Below are 15,987 nucleotides of genomic sequence, written 5' to 3'. Positions count from 1 at the left end.
GGAACAAAACACATGAGCAAGCGTCTCGACTACAACCAGATCGCACCAGCCGGCGTCAAAGCCTTGGGCGGGGTCTACGGCTACATCATGCAGAGCAGCCTCCCTCCTGTCCTGGTCGATCTGGTCTATCTTCGTATCTCGCAGATCAACAACTGCGCCTACTGCCTCGACATGCATACCCGCGACCTCATGAAAAAAGGGCAGAAGATCGAGAAGATCGCGCTGGTGCAGGCGTGGCGCGAAGCCGGCAATCTCTTCGACGAGCGTGAGCGGGCCGCTCTCGCCTGGGCCGAAACGGTCACGCGCGTTGCCGAGACCAACGTGCCGAACGAAGCCTACGAGGCCGCGCGGGCCGTGTTCGACGAGCGCGAACTCGTCGATCTGACGATCGCGATCGGCCTGATGAACACCTACAACCGAATGGCGATCAGTTTCCGCAATACGCCGCAGGCTGCACTGGAAAGTTAGGACGGGGCACCTCCATCGGAAGCCTCTGGTCCCAGGACAAGTATCTTACGGCTCTCTGCCAGGGATTACGTTGTTTCAACGAGTTAGAGCGACTTCACGGTTCACGGTACGCGACCGTAGCGTAACGGGTGCTTTCTCCGCCCTCATCCCTGTGCTCGTCACAGGGATCCAGCAGCGCCGCGTCTGCGGCGCGGAAGACTCTCTTCAGCCCAAGGACTTGGGCTGGCTGGATTCCTGTGACAAGCACAGGAATGAGGGTCACGGGAGAGCCCGCTATACCGCAACTGACTAGGCTGCCACCGTGCAGCCGAAACCATGAAATGCCCTCGAACCAAGGAGTTGGCTAATGAAGATATTCATCGCAGGCGCCACAGGCGCCGTCGGCCTGCCGCTCGTACGGGCGCTCACGACGCTTGGCCATCAGGTGACCGGCATGACGCGTCCCGGCCGTGGGTCTGATCGTCTGCGCGAACTCGGGGCGGCGGCGTCTTTCGCCGATGCCTTCGACCCGGAGGCGGTCCATAAAGCGATCGAAGCGGCGGCGCCGGACGTGGTGATCGACCAGCTCACCTGGCTTCCGGCCAACCCCGCCGACATCATCAAGTCGATGCCAAACGATACACGCCTTCACCGCGAGGGCGGCGCCAATCTCATCGCCGCGGCCGAAAAGCTCGGCGTCCGCCGCTATATCATGCAGTCCCGCGGCTTCTATCTGGAGGCCCCGGCAGGTGAGCTCGCCGACGAGGCCGCGAGGCTCAGATACGACGCGCCCGGCGAGATCGGCGAGAGCACGCGCACCGTCGGCGCCTATGAGGACCGGGTGCTTGCCTCGCCGTCGCTGGCGGGCGTCGTGCTGCGCTATGGCTTCTTCTACGGTCCCGGCACCTGGTACCGACCGGAGGGAGCCATCGCGGATCAGGCGCGCAAGGGAGAGTCGGCGATCATCGGCGAAGGAACCGGCGTCTGGTCGTTCGTGCACATCGACGACGCCGTCGCCGCGACGGTTGCCTCGCTGACAGCCGAACCGGGTGTCTACAATGTCGTCGACGACGATCCCCTGCCCGTCGCCGAATGGCTGCCGGCCTTCGCCCGCTGGGTCGATGCGCCGGAGCCTAAGCGCCTGAGCGTGGAGGACGCGCTGAAGACGGCCGGCGAGGAAGCGGTCTACTACCACACCCGCCTCTCCGGAGCGTCCAACCGCCGGGCGAAGGAAAAACTCGCCTTCGCGCCACGGCCGCTTCTGTGGAAGGGTGCCTGATGCATTGCCACCCCGCAGCGCCGCGCGTTTTCAGACGCACGGCGCTGCAGCAATTTGAGCGGCGCCGGACCAGATCGGGCCGACGCTTTCAGACTGCCAAGGCGCGGGCCGGGTTGGAACATAGATGCCCGCTTCCGGAAAAATGAACTATCATGGCGCCAGCCATCCCTCCGCGCTGACTGGCGTGATCGCGATGGCCAAGAATTACCAGCTCGGACGTGTCGCAATTCCACGACAGGGACATGGCCCGGCGGGGAGCTTCAGGCACGGCGTCGCAAGTTTCATCGAGCCGCAAATACACCTGCCCCGCAGGATCTGACTGTCCTCGGCCCCTGGGCGGAGCATGCTGAATTGACACACGATCGGAGACAGCCATGGCACCGAAATTCGGCAGGGATAAAGAGCTGCATGCCTATCGCGAGATGCTGCTGATCCGCAGATTCGAGGAGAAGGCCGGGCAGCTCTATGGCATGGGCCTCATCCGCGGCTTCTGCCACCTCTACATAGGCCAGGAAGCCATTGTCGTCGGCATGCAGATGGCGACGAAAGAGGGCGACCAGGTGATCACCGGATACCGGGATCACGGCCACATGCTGGCCTGCGGCATGCACCCGAACGGCGTCATGGCCGAGTTGACGGGGCGCCGCGGCGGCCTGTCGAAGGGCAAGGGCGGCTCCATGCACATGTTCTCCAAGGAGAAGCACTTCTATGGAGGCCACGGTATCGTTGGCGCTCAGGTGTCGCTCGGCACCGGCATTGCCTTTGCGAACCGCTACAGGGAAAACGGTAATGTCTGCCTGACCTATTTCGGCGAGGGTGCTGCCAACCAGGGCCAGGTCTACGAGAGCTTCAACATGGCCGCGCTATGGAAGCTGCCGATTGTCTATGTGATCGAGAACAACCGCTATGCCATGGGCACGGAGATGAGCCGCGCCTCGGCCCAAACCGATTTTTCCAAACGCGGCGTGTCTTTCGCCATTCCCGGCGAGCCGGTGGACGGCATGGACGTCCGCGCCATCTGCGCAGCCGCTCAAAGCGCAATCGAGCATGCCCGCACCGGCAAGGGCCCGTACATCCTTGAGATGCATACCTACCGCTACCGCGGACACTCCATGTCGGATCCGGCAAAGTATCGCTCGAAGGATGAGGTGACCCGCGTTCGCGAGGAGCAGGATCCGATCGATCTGGTACGCCGGCGTCTGCTGGAGAAATGGAAGCTGTCCGAGGACGAACTGAAGGCGATGGACAGCGAGACGCGCGAGACCGTCAACGCAGCGGCCGATTTTGCCACGAATGATCCCGAGCCTGATCCGTCGGAACTTTATACCGAAATCCTGCTCTGACGTCGTGGGGTGTCATGCTCGCGACAGGCTCTCGGGCCTCCACCCTGCAAGGCCGAACGCCGGTGGGAGGACCAAGCTCAGGAAGCCTGCGTTCGCTGTCCTGCATCCCCTCCCCGGGCTGACGGAACCCGCTCTTCGGCCGCGAGCAACTGGCCTGCCATGCGTTTGGCCTGCCGGGCAGGCTCGGCGATCCGGGTCATCTGCGCGACGGCCATCGCGCCCTCGTGCAGCAGGTTGATCTCGGCCGCGATCCGCTTCGGCTCCGCAAACCGCGCCGCATGGGCGAGTTCCTCAAAATAGGCGATTGCCAGGCGCTTGTGCATCACGGCAGCGCGGAACACGGGATTGACCGTGTCCTTATGCTCCCCCGCCGCGCTCACGAAGATGCAGCCGCGGAACTGCTTGTCGCGGACCGAGGCCTCGAGGAAATCGAATGTCGCCAGAAGGCGCTCGACCGGATCGCTCGCATGCTGCTCGACAAAGGCACGCATGGCACTGCGGTCCTCTTCGTCGCGCCGTTCGAGCGCGGCCAGGATCAGGTCTTCCTTGGTTTCGAAGTGCCGGTACAGCGTCGTCTTGGCCACCCCCGCCTCGGCGATGATCAGGTCGATGCCCGTCGCGTGATAGCCGTGCTGGTTGAACAGCCGGAGTGCGGTGTCGAGCAGGTGGTCCCGGATTTCCGAACGGCGCATTATCGTCCTCGCAATATGTAACAGATCTGTATCTTTTCTTAGCGGTGGCGCAAGGCAAATACAAGGGGCTTTCTGACGACGCTCCACAAAGGAAGAGTTACATAGGGAACAAGGCCGGGAATCTCTTCAGAACCCGCTCTTGCCAAACGATACAGATCGGTATACTTCTTCTTTCATTCGATACAGATCAGTATCGTTTATTCCGCGTCAGCCGGGCGGATCGCCCACCGCGGACAACCCAAGGAGAAGACAATGCCTCGTGTTCCTAGCGCCGCGGCCCACCCGCGCGCACAGGCTCGCGCCGCTTCCCTCGATCTGGCCGAGCACCACGGCCGGGCCGTCAGCGCGGCGGGCCTCTATATCTCGCTGGTCGTGATCTATGGCTGGTTCGGCGGTATGAAGTTCACCGCTTATGAAGCGGAAGGGCTGACCGGCCTTGTCGGCAACAGTCCGCTGTTGAGCTGGAGCTATTCCCTCTTCAGCGTAAGGGACTTCTCGAGCCTTCTCGGCTTCCTCGAACTCAGCATCGGCGCCCTGATCGCGGCACGGCTCGTCAACCCGGTTTACTCGCTCGTCGGCGGTTTGCTCTCGGCCGGGCTGTTCGCGACCACGCTCAGCTTCATGGTGACGACCCCGGGAGTCACCGTTCCGGAGCTCGGCTTTCCGGCGATCTCGGTCGCTGCCGGTCAGTTCCTGCTCAAGGACATCGGCCTGCTCGCCCTCTCCCTCTGGATTGCCGTCGACTCGCTCGCGGCGCTCCGCTCAACCAACGCTTGACCAAAAGCCACCATTCCCAGACCGGCCGTGCCGGTCGGTTCAACGAAAGGAACATCCCATGTATCTGACCTCTGTTCTGTCTAAAATCCGCGCCCACCGGCGCTATCGCCGGACCCTTCGAGCGTTCACGCAATTGAACGACCACTTGCTCGAGGATGTCGGCATTTCCCGCAACGAAATCGATGTCATCGCACGCAGGCAATACGATCAATGAACCCCGAGACTGCGTCACGGCTGACCCCAGACGTGACGCAGAAGGAGACCACCTCATGAACACGCATCATGCCAGGGTCCTGATCATCGGGGCCGGACCGGCCGGTTATACCGCCGCCATCTACGCTGCCCGCGCCAACCTGAAACCGCTCCTCGTGACCGGGCTGCAGGCAGGCGGCCAGCTCACGATCACGACGGATGTCGAGAACTACCCAGGATTTGCCGAACCCGTTCAAGGCCCCTGGCTCATGGAGCAGATGCGGCAGCAGGCGGAGAATGTCGGCACCGAGGTGGTGTACGACATCATCACCTCCGTCGATCTCTCCGAGCGCCCGTTCCGTCTCAAGGGTGACTCCGGCGACACGTACATCGCCGATGCACTCATCATCGCGACGGGAGCCCAGGCCCGCTGGCTTGGCCTTCCCTCCGAGAAGACATTCAATGGATTTGGCGTCTCGGCCTGCGCGACCTGCGACGGCTTCTTCTACCGAAACAGGGAAGTGGTCGTTGTCGGCGGCGGCAACACAGCCGTGCAGGAAGCGCTCTACCTGTCGAACCTTGCCTCCAAGGTCACGGTCGTTCATCGCCGCGATCGGTTCCGCGCGGAGTCGATCCTGCAGGACCGTCTCCTGGCCAAACCGAACGTCGAAGTGATCTGGAACCACGTCATCGCGGAGGTTATCGGCGAGCACGAGCCGAGGAAGTCGGTGACCGGCGTTCGGATCCGTGACGTGAAGACGGGCGACGTGAAGGAGCTATCCACGCACGGCCTTTTTGTCGCGATCGGTCACGATCCGGCAACGGCGTTGTTTCGCGGCCAGCTCGACATGGATGCGGACGGCTACATCAAGGTTGGCTCCTGGTCGACGAAAACGACTGTCCCCGGGGTGCTGGCCGCCGGCGATGTCATCGACCCGGTATTCCGTCAGGCCATCAGCGCCGCCGGCATGGGATGCATGGCGGCCCTGGAAGCCGAGAAATTCCTCGCCGAGCATTCACCCGAGCCGGTCGCCCGGGTGGTCGAGCCGCGTGAAGCGGAAATGGTTGGAGCGTAAGTGTAGCGGATCACCGACGACCCGCCGGCCTCCTGAGGAAGCGCGGACCCGCCCGCAGTTCATCTGCAAAGGTCCGTGCTTCCGGATGCCCTTGCATTCGAACGACACCGGAGTGACAACCGTCGTCCGGTAGCTGCCAATGTCTCCTCTTGCCGAGATCATCGCCGTTCAATCCAAGCCCAAGCTAGACCGATCCATGGACATCAATCAGGTCAGGTACTTTCTCAATCTGGCTGAAACATTGAACTTCACCGAAGCCGCGCGTCGAAGCGGTGTCTCGCAGCCCAGTCTCACGCGGGCAATCCAGCGCCTCGAGGAAGACTTGGGCAGTCCGCTGATCTATCGCGACGGCAAGGACAGCCGCCTGACAGCGCTCGGCCGCGACGTCCAGGCCGAGTTCATGCGGATTGAGCTCGCGCTTAGAAACGTGCGCGAGCATTCCGAAAGCACGGTGCTCGGCCGGCGCCGTATTCTCGATATCGCCGTTGCCCCGACCATCGGCCCCGCTGCATTTGCCGCATTCTTTGACGCCGCGCTTGGCGAGCTTCCTTCCGTGAAGATCAACATGCATCAGCTATTGGCCGGCGAAGGCGCGAACGAAGTGCTTTCCGGCAGGTATCACGCCTGTATCCTGCCGCGGGCGCCGCGCCCCAACCCCAAGCTCAACGTCGTGCCGCTCTTTCGCGAGCGGTTCCTCCTCGCCTGCGCGGAGAGCCATCCGCTGGCGGGCAAGGATGTCGTCAGCACCGAGGCGATCGCCGCCTATCCCTATGTCGATCGGCTCGCGTGCGAGTTCCACACCGAGATCACCGAGCACCTGATGGACCACGATGCGGTCATGCAGCCGCGCTTCAGTGCCGACCGCGAGGACTGGGTCCAGCAGGTGGTCGCCGAGGGCCGTGCGATCTGCATCATGCCCGAGCGGTCCATCGTCGTGCAGGGCATCGTTACCCGTCCGGTCGAAGGGATTTCCCTGGAGCGCGAACTGGTATTTGTGACGGTCTCCGGTTCCGGCACACCGCTCGAGATCCGCAAGATCGCGCAGTCGGCGGCCCGGCACGACTGGTCATGAGCGGGCGCCTGTCGCGCGGCTATGGAATCTATGCACACCCTATATTGGGAATCGGCATGACGGCTCGCCATATTCAGGCAACAAATCCAGCAACGGAGACAAGGGCAATGACCTATAGAAAAACCGACGAAGCGGTCAGCAAGCTTACGCCCGAGCAGTATCGGGTAACGCAGCAGAACGGCACCGAACGCCCCTTCACCGGGGAGTACACCGACAACAAAACGCCGGGAATCTATGTCGACATCGTTTCCGGCGAACCGCTGTTCGCCTCGGCCGACAAGTTCGATTCCGGCTGCGGCTGGCCGAGCTTTACCAAGCCGATCGTACCGGCAAACGTCAACGAACTCAGGGATAACTCACATGGCATGATCCGCACCGAGGTCCGCTCGGTGCATGGCGACAGCCATCTCGGCCATGTGTTTCCCGACGGCCCTGAAGACCGGGGCGGACTGCGTTACTGCATCAATTCCGCCGCACTGCGCTTCATTCCGCGCGAGGAAATGGAGGCCGAGGGCTACGGCGCCTATATCAACCAGGTGGAGGATATCTGAATGACCAAGAGAGCTGTTTTGGCTGGTGGCTGCTTCTGGGGGATGCAGGATTTGATCCGCAAGCTCCCCGGCGTCATCGACACCCGCGTGGGCTACACCGGCGGCGATGTGCCGAATGCGACCTACCGCAATCACGGTACCCACGCCGAAGGCATCGAGATCGTCTTCGATCCCGAGAAGATCAGCTACAGGCGGATTCTGGAGTTCTTCTTCCAGATCCACGATCCGACCACGAAAAACCGACAGGGCAACGACATCGGCACCTCCTACCGCTCGGCTATCTACTATGTCGACGACGAGCAGAAGCGAGTTGCCGAGGACACGATTGCAGACGTCGAGGCCTCGGGCCTGTGGCCGGGCAAGGTCGTGACCGAAGTCGAGCCGGTGGGAGACTTCTGGGAGGCGGAGCCGGAGCACCAGGATTACCTGGAGAACTACCCCAGCGGCTACACCTGCCACTTCCCGCGCCCCGACTGGGTGCTGCCCCGGCGGTCGGCGGCCGAGTAACCGGCCGCCTCTGGCCGCGGCGTTTGTTGCCGCGGTCATAGCTGCTCATCGAGGCAGCAAGGAAGCGCGTTCAGGCTGAACGCGCTTCCCTCAGCGGCCGACGGTATGTCAATCAGATCGCATCGGCCGGCGCCAAAGATCTCGGCGGCGTGTGCCGCTACATCATGCAGCGCAGCCCCCGCGGTGCATTTGACCTTCACCAGCCGTCATGAAGTCGCTCATTGAGAGCGCCTGCACTTCCAAGGCGAACAAGATCGCCGAAGCGATTGAAGTGCTGTCCGTCCAAAAAAGATTTGAGGCACAAAAGGTGCTATCCTCGGCCCGTTCACGTTCAGGAGCCGTCTCTTGCAATATCCGAGCGGATTCCACGTTGGAAGCCGCGGAGGACGTACGTCGCCTGCAAGCGCCCAAATAGTCGTCGCGATCCCAATTGAGGAGAAGATCGATGCATGGCAAGTTGCACCCGCTGCTGCAAGAGGCTCTGGAAGCGCATGGCGGGCACGACCGCTGGCGCAAGTCCAAGGGTATTGCCTCAACGATACTGAGCGGTGGAAAGCTATGGGAGCTGAAAGGCGCTCCTTTGATCCCTGTGCCGCGGCGTGCAACAAGCGAGTTCCACCGGCAGTGGACCCGAGTTACTCCCTTTGGAGAACCGGATTGGACGATGACCTGGACTCCCGAGCGTGTGGAGATCACCGCCGGAGATGGCTCTGTTATCGCCGAGCGAAACAACGGACGTGAAGCGTTCGATCGCAGCTTCAACGGACAATGGGACCCGCTGAACCTCGCCTACTTCAACGGCTATGCCATGTGGACGTATCATGCGACGCCGTTCGTTTTCGGCGAGCCCGGCTATGAAGCTCGCGACATTGCCCCGATCGAGAACGAAGGTGAGACGCTCCGCGGCGTAGCCGTCCAGTTTCCCGAAGGCGTACACAGCCACACGCGAGAACAGCGCTTCTACTTCGGCTCGGATGGGCTGCTGCGCCGTCACGATTATACGGTTGATGTGTGGGCCGACACGCCGGCCGCGCACTTTATATCTGATTACGTCGACGTTGACGGGCTGAAGTACCCGACCCGCCGCAGCGTGTTCACACTCAAGCCGGATCGCACTCTCGACCGCGATTTCAACGCCGTCACGATCGAGCTGTCGGATTACGCGCTGTTCTGAGATGACGCTGCCGCGGTGCCGGTCCTGTACAGCAACGGCTTTCCGTCAGAAATTGCGTAGTTTCAAGGCGTTAGATCATTTCACCGTTTCAATGAAAAAATGATCTTGAGCGAGGGAGCGTCACCATGACTTTCAACACGCAACGGCTTCAATTTGCCGGCCATTCCGGTGCAACGCTCGCCGCCCGCCTCGACCTGCCCAACGGGCCTTTGCGCGGCTACGCGCTTTTTGCCCATTGCTTCACCTGTTCGAAGGATCTGGCGGCGGCGCGCCGCATCGCGGCGGAGCTTGCGCGCGAGGGGATTGCCGTGCTGCGCTTCGACTTCACCGGCCTCGGATCGAGCGAGGGCGAATTCGCCTCGACAAATTTCTCCTCCAATATCGCCGACCTGCTTTCGGCCGCCGACTATCTCCGTCAACACTATCAGGCACCGTCGCTGCTGATCGGCCACTCGCTCGGCGGCGCAGCGGTCCTGGCCGTCGCCAAGGACATTCCGGAAGTGCGCGCCGTTGCCACGATCGGCGCGCCGGCCGATGTCGGCCATGTGCTGAAGAACTTCGGAACGAGCCTCGAGGAGATCGAGAAAAACGGCGCGGCCGACGTCGACCTCGCCGGGCGCAAGTTCCTTGTCAGGAAGCAGTTTGTCGAGGACGCGCGTGCACAGCGCATCAGGCACGCTGTCGCGAGCCTGAAAAAGCCGCTCCTCATCCTTCACGCGCCGCTGGACCAGACGGTGGGCATCGAGAACGCCAACGAAATCTTCCTCGCGGCCAAACATCCCAAGAGCTTCGTTTCGCTGGACAAGGCCGACCACCTGCTCACCGACCCTGAAGACGCGGCCTTCGCTGGACGGGTCATTTCGGGATGGATGACGCGTTATCTCGCCGCCGACGCGCCGCAGGGAACCGAGCCGGTCGAACATGTCCGCGTGATGGAAACCGGCGAAGGCAAGTTTCAGAACGCGGTTCAGGCAGGCGGCCATCGGCTTTTCGCCGACGAACCCGAAAACGTGGGCGGGCTCGATTCCGGACCCTCGCCCTATGACTTCCTGTCGATCGCGCTCGGCGCCTGCACCTCGATGACGCTGCGCCTCTACGCCGATCACAAGAAGCTGACGCTCGGGCGCATCGGCGTAGACGTCTCGCATGCCAAGATCCATGCCAGGGACTGCGAGGAGTGCACCGAAGCGGAACGCAGCGGCGGCGCCAGGATCGACCATTTCGAGCGTGTCATTTCCGTCGATGGCGAGGTCTCCGAAGAGCTTCGCGGCAAGATCGCCGAAATTGCCGGCAAATGCCCGGTCCATCGCACGCTCGAAGCCGTGGCGAGGGTAAAAACCATTGTGAAATCAGGCTCCCAGGCGACGGAACGATAGCTTCGGCCGCTGAGACGGGTTGATTGCCGCCTTTCCCCGGGACGGTATCGCAGGTGGTTTCCGTTCAAGGACCATGCGGGCGGCTAACGCGACCCGGTGATCCTGTGGTACTCTCTTGCTACTGCATGTTTCCTTAAATCGTAGCCGCGCGTCGGATAAGACGCGGCGCTGTAGGACATGATGAGGGGGCTGATGCGATGTTGCGCGTGTTGGCGTTGATCCTGTTTCTCACTGGAATCCCGATGCAGGCGGCGGCCGCACCTCCGGATGCGGCGTCTTCGGATGTCGACCTGGAACTCGTGCTTGCGGTCGACATGTCGGGCTCGATGGACATGGAGGAGGCGCGTGTGCAGCGCCTCGGCTATCTGGAGGCACTCAGACACCCGGACTTCATCAATGCCATCAAGGGCGGTTACCTCGGGCGTATTGCCATCGGTTATTTTGAATGGGCGGGACTGGTGAACGAAGCGTCGGTGCTGGCCTGGCAGGTGATCGACGACGCCGAGGACGCCGAAGCCTTCGCCGCCCGGCTCGAAGCCCGTCCGGTCGGCACCCGGCGCGGCACCTCGATCTCCAACGCGATCCTGTTCGGGACGAACCTGATCGAGTCCAATGCCTACTCCGGTGTGCGCCGCGTCCTTGATCTTTCCGGCGACGGCCATAACAACGTCGGACCGCCGGTCGCGCCCGCCCGTGCTGCCGCCCTGGAGCGCGGGATCGTCATCAACGGATTGGCGATCCTCATCAGGCCCTCCAATTCGGGCGTTCCGCTTGATCAGTACTATTCGGAATGCGTCATCGGCGGCCCGGGCTCCTTCATGATTCCCGTACACGAGGCGGAGGACTTTGCCATCGCCGTTCGCCAGAAGCTGCTTCTGGAGGTAAGCGGCCGCACGCCTGCCTGGAGGCTGCGGCGAGCCGCTGCCACACCCCCGGTCGATTGCCTGTTCGGCGAGAAGCTCAATCCGAACTTCATCGAGCGGGTGTTTCCGGAACTGAATCGGTAGATCGGAGGCATTTCGGCGATCACGGTCCAGAAGAGCGAAACCCGCGGCGCGTTCACTCCGGCAGCCCGGCCAGTCGCAGGCCGTCCGCGAAGCGCGCGAGATCTTCCGGGCGATGGATCGGCAGCCAGTCCTTGAGATTGGAGACGCGGAGCGACGGGTCGAGCGCGCGCAGGCGCTGCATAGCCTGCCGGGCTTCGTCGCTGCGCCCGGCAAGCGCGTGGCTCGCCGCCACCACGGCGACCGCGATCAGCAGGCTGGGGAGGTTCCCCAGCGCCTTCTCGGCCCAGGCCGATGCGGAATCGAAGCGCCCGGCGAAGAAGTGCGCGAGCGCCGTCCCGGCCTGCATCCGGAAAATCTCCGGGTCCAGCGGGCTCAGGCGAACGGCATGGGCGAAATTCTCTATCGCGCTCTCCGTTTCACCACGGAAAACGCGCAGGAAGCCGCCGAGGAACCAGGCGGGAGCGAGGTTGGGATTGAGCAGCCGTGCCCGGTCGATGAGCGCGATGCCACCGTCGAGGTCGCCCGCGAGATGGCCGAGCGCGTGCCCGCCTCTTGTCAGCGCCACCGCATCGTCCCGGCCAAGTTCCACCGCCAGCCGAGCAAGGCGCGCGCCCTCGGCGATCTCCCGGGCCCGGTCGGTTGTCCAACCATTCACCTTACGCCAGAAATGGCACCAGGCCGCCGCGGCATAGGCCGAAGCGAATTCCGGATCGAGTTCGGTCGCCGTGTAGAACAGGGGCAGCGCCGCCTCGATCGCTTCGCGGGTTCCGCTGTGCAGCTTCGCCATGCCGCGCAGGTAATAGTCGTAGGCGTCGAGGTTTTCCGTCGGCTTGCGCTTGGCGCGTTCGATCTCCGCCTGTTCGAGCTGTGGCGCGATCGCACCGACAACACTTTCGGCCATCTGGTCCTGCAGTTCGAAGATGTCGTCGAGCGTGCCTTCGAAGCGCTCTGCCCAGAGATGCGTCCCGGTCGTGGCGTCGATGAGCTGTCCGGTGATGCGCAGCTTGTTGCCGGACTTGCGCACGCTGCCTTCCAGCACGTAGCGCACGCCAAGCTCCCGGCCGACTTCCTTCACATCCACCGCACGGCCCTTGTATGTGAAGCTCGAATTGCGGGCGATGACGAACAGCCAGCGGATGCGCGACAGGGCCGCGATGATGTCCTCCACCACGCCGTCGGCGAAATAGTCCTGCTCCTGATCGCCGCTGAGATTGAGGAACGGCAAGACCGTAATGGAGGGCTTCTCCGGAAGGACGAGGGCGGCCGGCGACGGTTCCTTCCGTTCCGGCGCCGCCTGTTCAACAACGAGCTGTCGCGTTTCCCCGATCTCTTCTCCCCTGATCTCGCCGACAAAGCGGAAGCCCTTGCGGGCGACCGTCCGGACGAGCCGCTGCTCTTCGCCGCTGTCGCCGATTGCCTTGCGAACCGCGTTGATGTGGCTGGTGATCGTCGATTCCGAGACGATCCGGCCACCCCAAACCGCCTGGAGCAGGTCGTCCTTGCTGACGACGCGGTCGCGATTCCTGACGAGATGCAGCAACAGGTCGAAGACCTGCGGCCCAACGGCCACGACTTGCCCGCGCAGAGTCAATTCCCGGCGCTCCGGATCGAGCACGTAGTCTCCAAACACGAACGGCACGTCGCTATCCCCTGACGAATGCTTCCGCCCCTTGATAGCACGGCAAGGCATGCTTAGGGCGACTCCAGGAAAAGTGTGTAGCGGTTTCAGTCGCGGCTTCAAAGGCAAGAGCATCCGATGCCCATCGAGCGACAGCACGTAATTGGGTTCGGCAGATGCTTTTTCGTCCTCATCAAATTAGCTGAGCCGTAACGCACGGCCGTCCCCATCCTCCCTCATTCCTGTGCTCGTCACAGGAATCCAGCGCGCCCAAGTCCTTGGGCGCGGGAGAATCGTACGTGCAACTGAAGCGAAACTACAACTGTGACAGCATCTGTATTGCCGCGAGACGGAGTCATTCACGGCGCGGACGCACCGTGGCTGGTTTCCTGTGACAAGCACAGGAATGAGGTTGGGAGGAGAACCTAGCCGTACGCAAGTGACGAGGAGCAGTACGCTGCTGTCGTGCAATGTGCCCAGCCAGCAAGCACCCTTGGACGAATAACCAAGCTTCCCTCAAGCTCAATTCAAGCCCGCCGCAAGGACTTCCCCGACACGCGCAGGCACTCTCCATGCACATCGACGGCAATGGTTGCGGTCGGGAGAAAGGGAGAGAAGCCATGAAGATCGTCGTCATCGGAGGCACCGGCCTCATCGGATCGAAACTTGTGAAGAACCTTCGCGAGCGCGGCCACGACCTGCTCGCAGCCGCACCCACCACGGGCGTGAACACCATCACCCGCGAGGGATTGGCCGAAGCGCTCGACGGCGCCGATATCGTCGTCGACGTGGCGAATGCACCGGTGTGGGAAGACAAGGCTGTGCTTGAGTTTTTCGAGACGTCGGGCCGGAACCTCCTGGCTGCGGAAGCCGCCGCCGGCGTCCGTCACCACGTTGCCCTGTCGGTCGTCGGCAGCGAACGGCTTCCCGACAACGGCTATTTCCGGGCGAAGGTCGCGCAGGAAAATCTCATCAAGGCATCCTGCATTCCCTACACCATCCTGCGTGCCACGCAGTTCTTCGAGTTCGTCGGCGGCATTGCCCAATCGGGCACGGTCGGCGAGGAAATCCGCCTGTCGCCGGCGCTGTTTCAGCCGATCGCGTCCGACGACGTGGTGGCAGCGCTTGCCGATGTCACGGTCGCGCCGCCCGTCAACGGCACGGTCGAAGTTGCCGGTCCCGAGGCCATGCCGCTCGACGAAGTGGTCAGGCGCTTCCTCAGCGCAACGCGGGACACGCGCAAGGTCGCGCCGGACGTCCACGCGCGCTACTTCGGCTCCGTTCTCGACGATCAATCGCTGACCCCCGGCAAGAGCCCGCGCCTGGGCGCGATCCGGTTCGAGGACTGGCTCGGCCAGCAAGTCTCGCGCTGAGGCGGGCGATGGGTAAATCAGAAAAAATAGCCCCGAACCGGGCCGGAACTTCACGACAGACCCCCCTCGAAGGAGAATTGCCATGCTTAAACGATTTCTCTCGGCCGCTGCCTTCGCAGCGCTCTCGATCTCCGCGGCTTCGGCAGGCGACCGGCCCGCGGGCAAGGTGACGGTCGTCTTCGACCACGCGCTCCCTAACGTCCCTGGCAAGAGCATGAAGGGCGTACTCGTCGAATACGGGCCGGGCGGCGGATCACCCGCCCACACGCACCCCAAGTCCGCCTTCATCTATGCGACGGTGCTCGAGGGCGCGATCCGCAGCAGCGTCAACGGCTCGCCGGAAAAGGTCTACCACGTCGGCGAAAACTTCTACGAAGACCCAGGCTCTCATCATGAGGTAAGCGCGAATGCCAGCGACACGGAGCCTGCGCGGCTGCTGGCGGTGTTTGTCGTCGACACCGACGAAAAGGAAATCACCACGCCCATCAAGGAGTGAGCCGCCGGAGCCGCTCACCGAGCGCGACAGTCCCGGCGGCTCCCGGCCGTTTCGGGACTGCCGCGTCCCGTCGACATTCAACCAGGACAGAAAAAATGGATTCACTTCAAGACAAGGTCGCCATCGTCACCGGCGGAAGCTCCGGCATCGGCCGCGCTGCTGCGCTTTCACTCGCGAGACGTGGCGCAAAAGTTCTGATCACCGGGAGAAGACAGTCCGCGATCGACGCGGTCTGCGCTTTGTCCGAAAACATCGGCGGCATCGTCGCGGATGTCGCCAACGCCGATGACGCGGCGCGCACCATTGCCGCGGCGGCCGATCGCTGGGGCGGCCTCGACCTGCTCGTCAACAATGCCGGCGCCGGCGCGATCATGCCCCTTTCCGACGCAACGGCGGAACGCATCGCTGCGATATTCGCCGTCAACGTCACCGGCCCGAGCCTGCTTGCCGCTGCCGCCCTTCCCTTCCTCCGGGCGAGCAAAGGCGCGATTATCAACATCTCCAGCACCTACGGCCACAAGGCCGCGGCCGGTCTTTCCCACTATGCCGCCAGCAAGGCAGCGCTGGAGCACCTCACGCGCTGCTGGGCACTTGAGCTCGCCCCGGACGGCATCCGCGTCAACGCGATCTCCGCCGGCCCCACCGAATCCGGCGCACTCACGGGCATGATGGGCCTTTCCGCAGAACAGGCGGCCGAGGTCAAGTCGCACGAGCAAGACATGATCCCGCTGAAGAGACGCGGCGAACCGGACGACATTGCCCGCTGGATCGCCATGTTCGCCGATCCGGGCACGGCCTGGGCAACCGGCCAGATCCTGAGCGTCGACGGCGGGCTGTCGGTCGCCTAGCGCAATTCCAAGGCGTGCAACCGTTTTCCTCCGGAATTGCATCGTTCCGAACAGTTGGATCATTTCTGGAAGGGTGCACGGGAAGCGGCCTGCGCCACATGGCACTGGCCGCTGCCCGCAACACCTTTTCGCCAGGCCGCGCCTCCCACGGTGCCGCGC

The 15,987-nt window shown here is 63.0% G+C and carries 18 protein-coding genes; 16 read left to right on the top strand and 2 right to left on the bottom strand.

All coding sequences use genetic code 11. The features are described 5' to 3' along the window. The first annotated feature begins 12 nt into the window (after positions 1-12). From ILFOPFJJ_RS08405 to pdhA, 4 genes are all read left to right on the top strand, one after another. The gene (locus ILFOPFJJ_RS08405; RefSeq protein WP_173510045.1) at positions 13-468 is read left to right on the top strand and encodes a carboxymuconolactone decarboxylase family protein; all 456 of its coding nucleotides are present in this window, start codon (positions 13-15) and stop codon (positions 466-468) included. Between the two features lie 346 nt (positions 469-814). After that, positions 815-1,726 carry an NAD-dependent epimerase/dehydratase family protein gene (locus ILFOPFJJ_RS08400; protein WP_173510044.1) on the top strand — a complete coding sequence of 304 codons (912 nt, stop codon included), beginning with the start codon at positions 815-817 and terminating at the stop codon, positions 1,724-1,726. A gap of 124 nt (positions 1,727-1,850) precedes the next feature. After that, positions 1,851-2,045 carry a hypothetical protein gene (locus ILFOPFJJ_RS08395; protein ID WP_173510043.1) on the top strand — a complete coding sequence of 65 codons (195 nt, stop codon included), beginning with the start codon at positions 1,851-1,853 and terminating at the stop codon, positions 2,043-2,045. Between the two features lie 55 nt (positions 2,046-2,100). After that, positions 2,101-3,069: a pyruvate dehydrogenase (acetyl-transferring) E1 component subunit alpha gene (gene pdhA, locus ILFOPFJJ_RS08390; RefSeq protein WP_173510042.1), complete on the top strand. Its 969-nt coding sequence runs from the start codon at positions 2,101-2,103 to the stop codon at positions 3,067-3,069. Positions 3,070-3,146: 77 nt separating this feature from the next. Here pdhA and ILFOPFJJ_RS08385 read toward each other — a convergent pair whose 3' ends face one another. Beyond that, positions 3,147-3,761, bottom strand: a complete 615-nt coding sequence (locus ILFOPFJJ_RS08385) for a TetR/AcrR family transcriptional regulator (RefSeq protein ID WP_173510041.1) — start codon at positions 3,759-3,761, stop codon at positions 3,147-3,149. A 252-nt stretch (positions 3,762-4,013) separates the two neighbouring features. On the opposite strand from ILFOPFJJ_RS08385, the gene ILFOPFJJ_RS08380 reads away from it, so the two are divergent. The 9 genes from ILFOPFJJ_RS08380 to ILFOPFJJ_RS08340 all read left to right on the top strand — a co-directional run bounded on the left by ILFOPFJJ_RS08380 (position 4,014) and on the right by ILFOPFJJ_RS08340 (position 11,493). Continuing rightward, a complete protein-coding gene (locus ILFOPFJJ_RS08380; protein ID WP_173510040.1) occupies positions 4,014-4,538 on the top strand; it encodes a YkgB family protein in 525 nt (174 codons plus the stop codon). Between the two features lie 58 nt (positions 4,539-4,596). Next, positions 4,597-4,752 carry a DUF1127 domain-containing protein gene (locus ILFOPFJJ_RS08375; protein WP_100674904.1) on the top strand — a complete coding sequence of 52 codons (156 nt, stop codon included), beginning with the start codon at positions 4,597-4,599 and terminating at the stop codon, positions 4,750-4,752. Between the two features lie 55 nt (positions 4,753-4,807). Then, on the top strand, positions 4,808-5,806 hold the full coding sequence (gene trxB, locus ILFOPFJJ_RS08370; RefSeq protein WP_173510039.1) for a thioredoxin-disulfide reductase: 999 nt from the start codon (positions 4,808-4,810) through the stop codon (positions 5,804-5,806). A gap of 196 nt (positions 5,807-6,002) precedes the next feature. Then, the gene (locus tag ILFOPFJJ_RS08365; protein WP_173510201.1) at positions 6,003-6,878 is read left to right on the top strand and encodes a LysR family transcriptional regulator; all 876 of its coding nucleotides are present in this window, start codon (positions 6,003-6,005) and stop codon (positions 6,876-6,878) included. Between the two features lie 107 nt (positions 6,879-6,985). Further along, positions 6,986-7,429, top strand: coding sequence for a peptide-methionine (R)-S-oxide reductase MsrB (msrB, locus tag ILFOPFJJ_RS08360; RefSeq protein ID WP_173510038.1), 444 nt, complete (start codon positions 6,986-6,988; stop codon positions 7,427-7,429). After that, the gene (gene msrA, locus ILFOPFJJ_RS08355) at positions 7,430-7,936 is read left to right on the top strand and encodes a peptide-methionine (S)-S-oxide reductase MsrA (RefSeq protein ID WP_173510037.1); all 507 of its coding nucleotides are present in this window, start codon (positions 7,430-7,432) and stop codon (positions 7,934-7,936) included. Between the two features lie 445 nt (positions 7,937-8,381). Beyond that, positions 8,382-9,110 (top strand): hypothetical protein, encoded by a 729-nt coding sequence (locus ILFOPFJJ_RS08350; protein WP_173510036.1) that lies wholly within the window; start codon positions 8,382-8,384, stop codon positions 9,108-9,110. 125 nt (positions 9,111-9,235) lie between these two features. After that, entirely contained in the window at positions 9,236-10,486 is a 1,251-nt protein-coding gene (locus ILFOPFJJ_RS08345; protein ID WP_173510035.1) for a bifunctional alpha/beta hydrolase/OsmC family protein, read from the top strand. 197 nt (positions 10,487-10,683) lie between these two features. Continuing rightward, complete coding sequence (locus ILFOPFJJ_RS08340; RefSeq protein ID WP_173510034.1) at positions 10,684-11,493, top strand: DUF1194 domain-containing protein; 810 nt, start codon at positions 10,684-10,686, stop codon at positions 11,491-11,493. 52 nt (positions 11,494-11,545) lie between these two features. Here ILFOPFJJ_RS08340 and ILFOPFJJ_RS08335 read toward each other — a convergent pair whose 3' ends face one another. Continuing rightward, positions 11,546-13,132, bottom strand: coding sequence for a winged helix-turn-helix domain-containing tetratricopeptide repeat protein (locus ILFOPFJJ_RS08335; protein ID WP_173510033.1), 1,587 nt, complete (start codon positions 13,130-13,132; stop codon positions 11,546-11,548). A 599-nt stretch (positions 13,133-13,731) separates the two neighbouring features. Here ILFOPFJJ_RS08335 and ILFOPFJJ_RS08330 point away from each other — a divergent pair. From ILFOPFJJ_RS08330 to ILFOPFJJ_RS08320, 3 genes are all read left to right on the top strand, one after another. Continuing rightward, complete coding sequence (locus ILFOPFJJ_RS08330; RefSeq protein ID WP_173510032.1) at positions 13,732-14,484, top strand: SDR family oxidoreductase; 753 nt, start codon at positions 13,732-13,734, stop codon at positions 14,482-14,484. Between the two features lie 82 nt (positions 14,485-14,566). Then, the gene (locus ILFOPFJJ_RS08325; RefSeq protein ID WP_173510031.1) at positions 14,567-14,980 is read left to right on the top strand and encodes a cupin domain-containing protein; all 414 of its coding nucleotides are present in this window, start codon (positions 14,567-14,569) and stop codon (positions 14,978-14,980) included. A gap of 95 nt (positions 14,981-15,075) precedes the next feature. Then, entirely contained in the window at positions 15,076-15,828 is a 753-nt protein-coding gene (locus ILFOPFJJ_RS08320) for an SDR family NAD(P)-dependent oxidoreductase (protein WP_173510030.1), read from the top strand. Positions 15,829-15,987: the final 159 nt, after the last annotated feature.

The sequence above is a fragment of the Sinorhizobium psoraleae genome, assembly GCF_013283645.1.
In the GTDB taxonomy this organism is placed as follows: domain Bacteria; phylum Pseudomonadota; class Alphaproteobacteria; order Rhizobiales; family Rhizobiaceae; genus Sinorhizobium; species Sinorhizobium psoraleae.
This window is presented reverse-complemented; position numbering and strand designations above follow the sequence as displayed.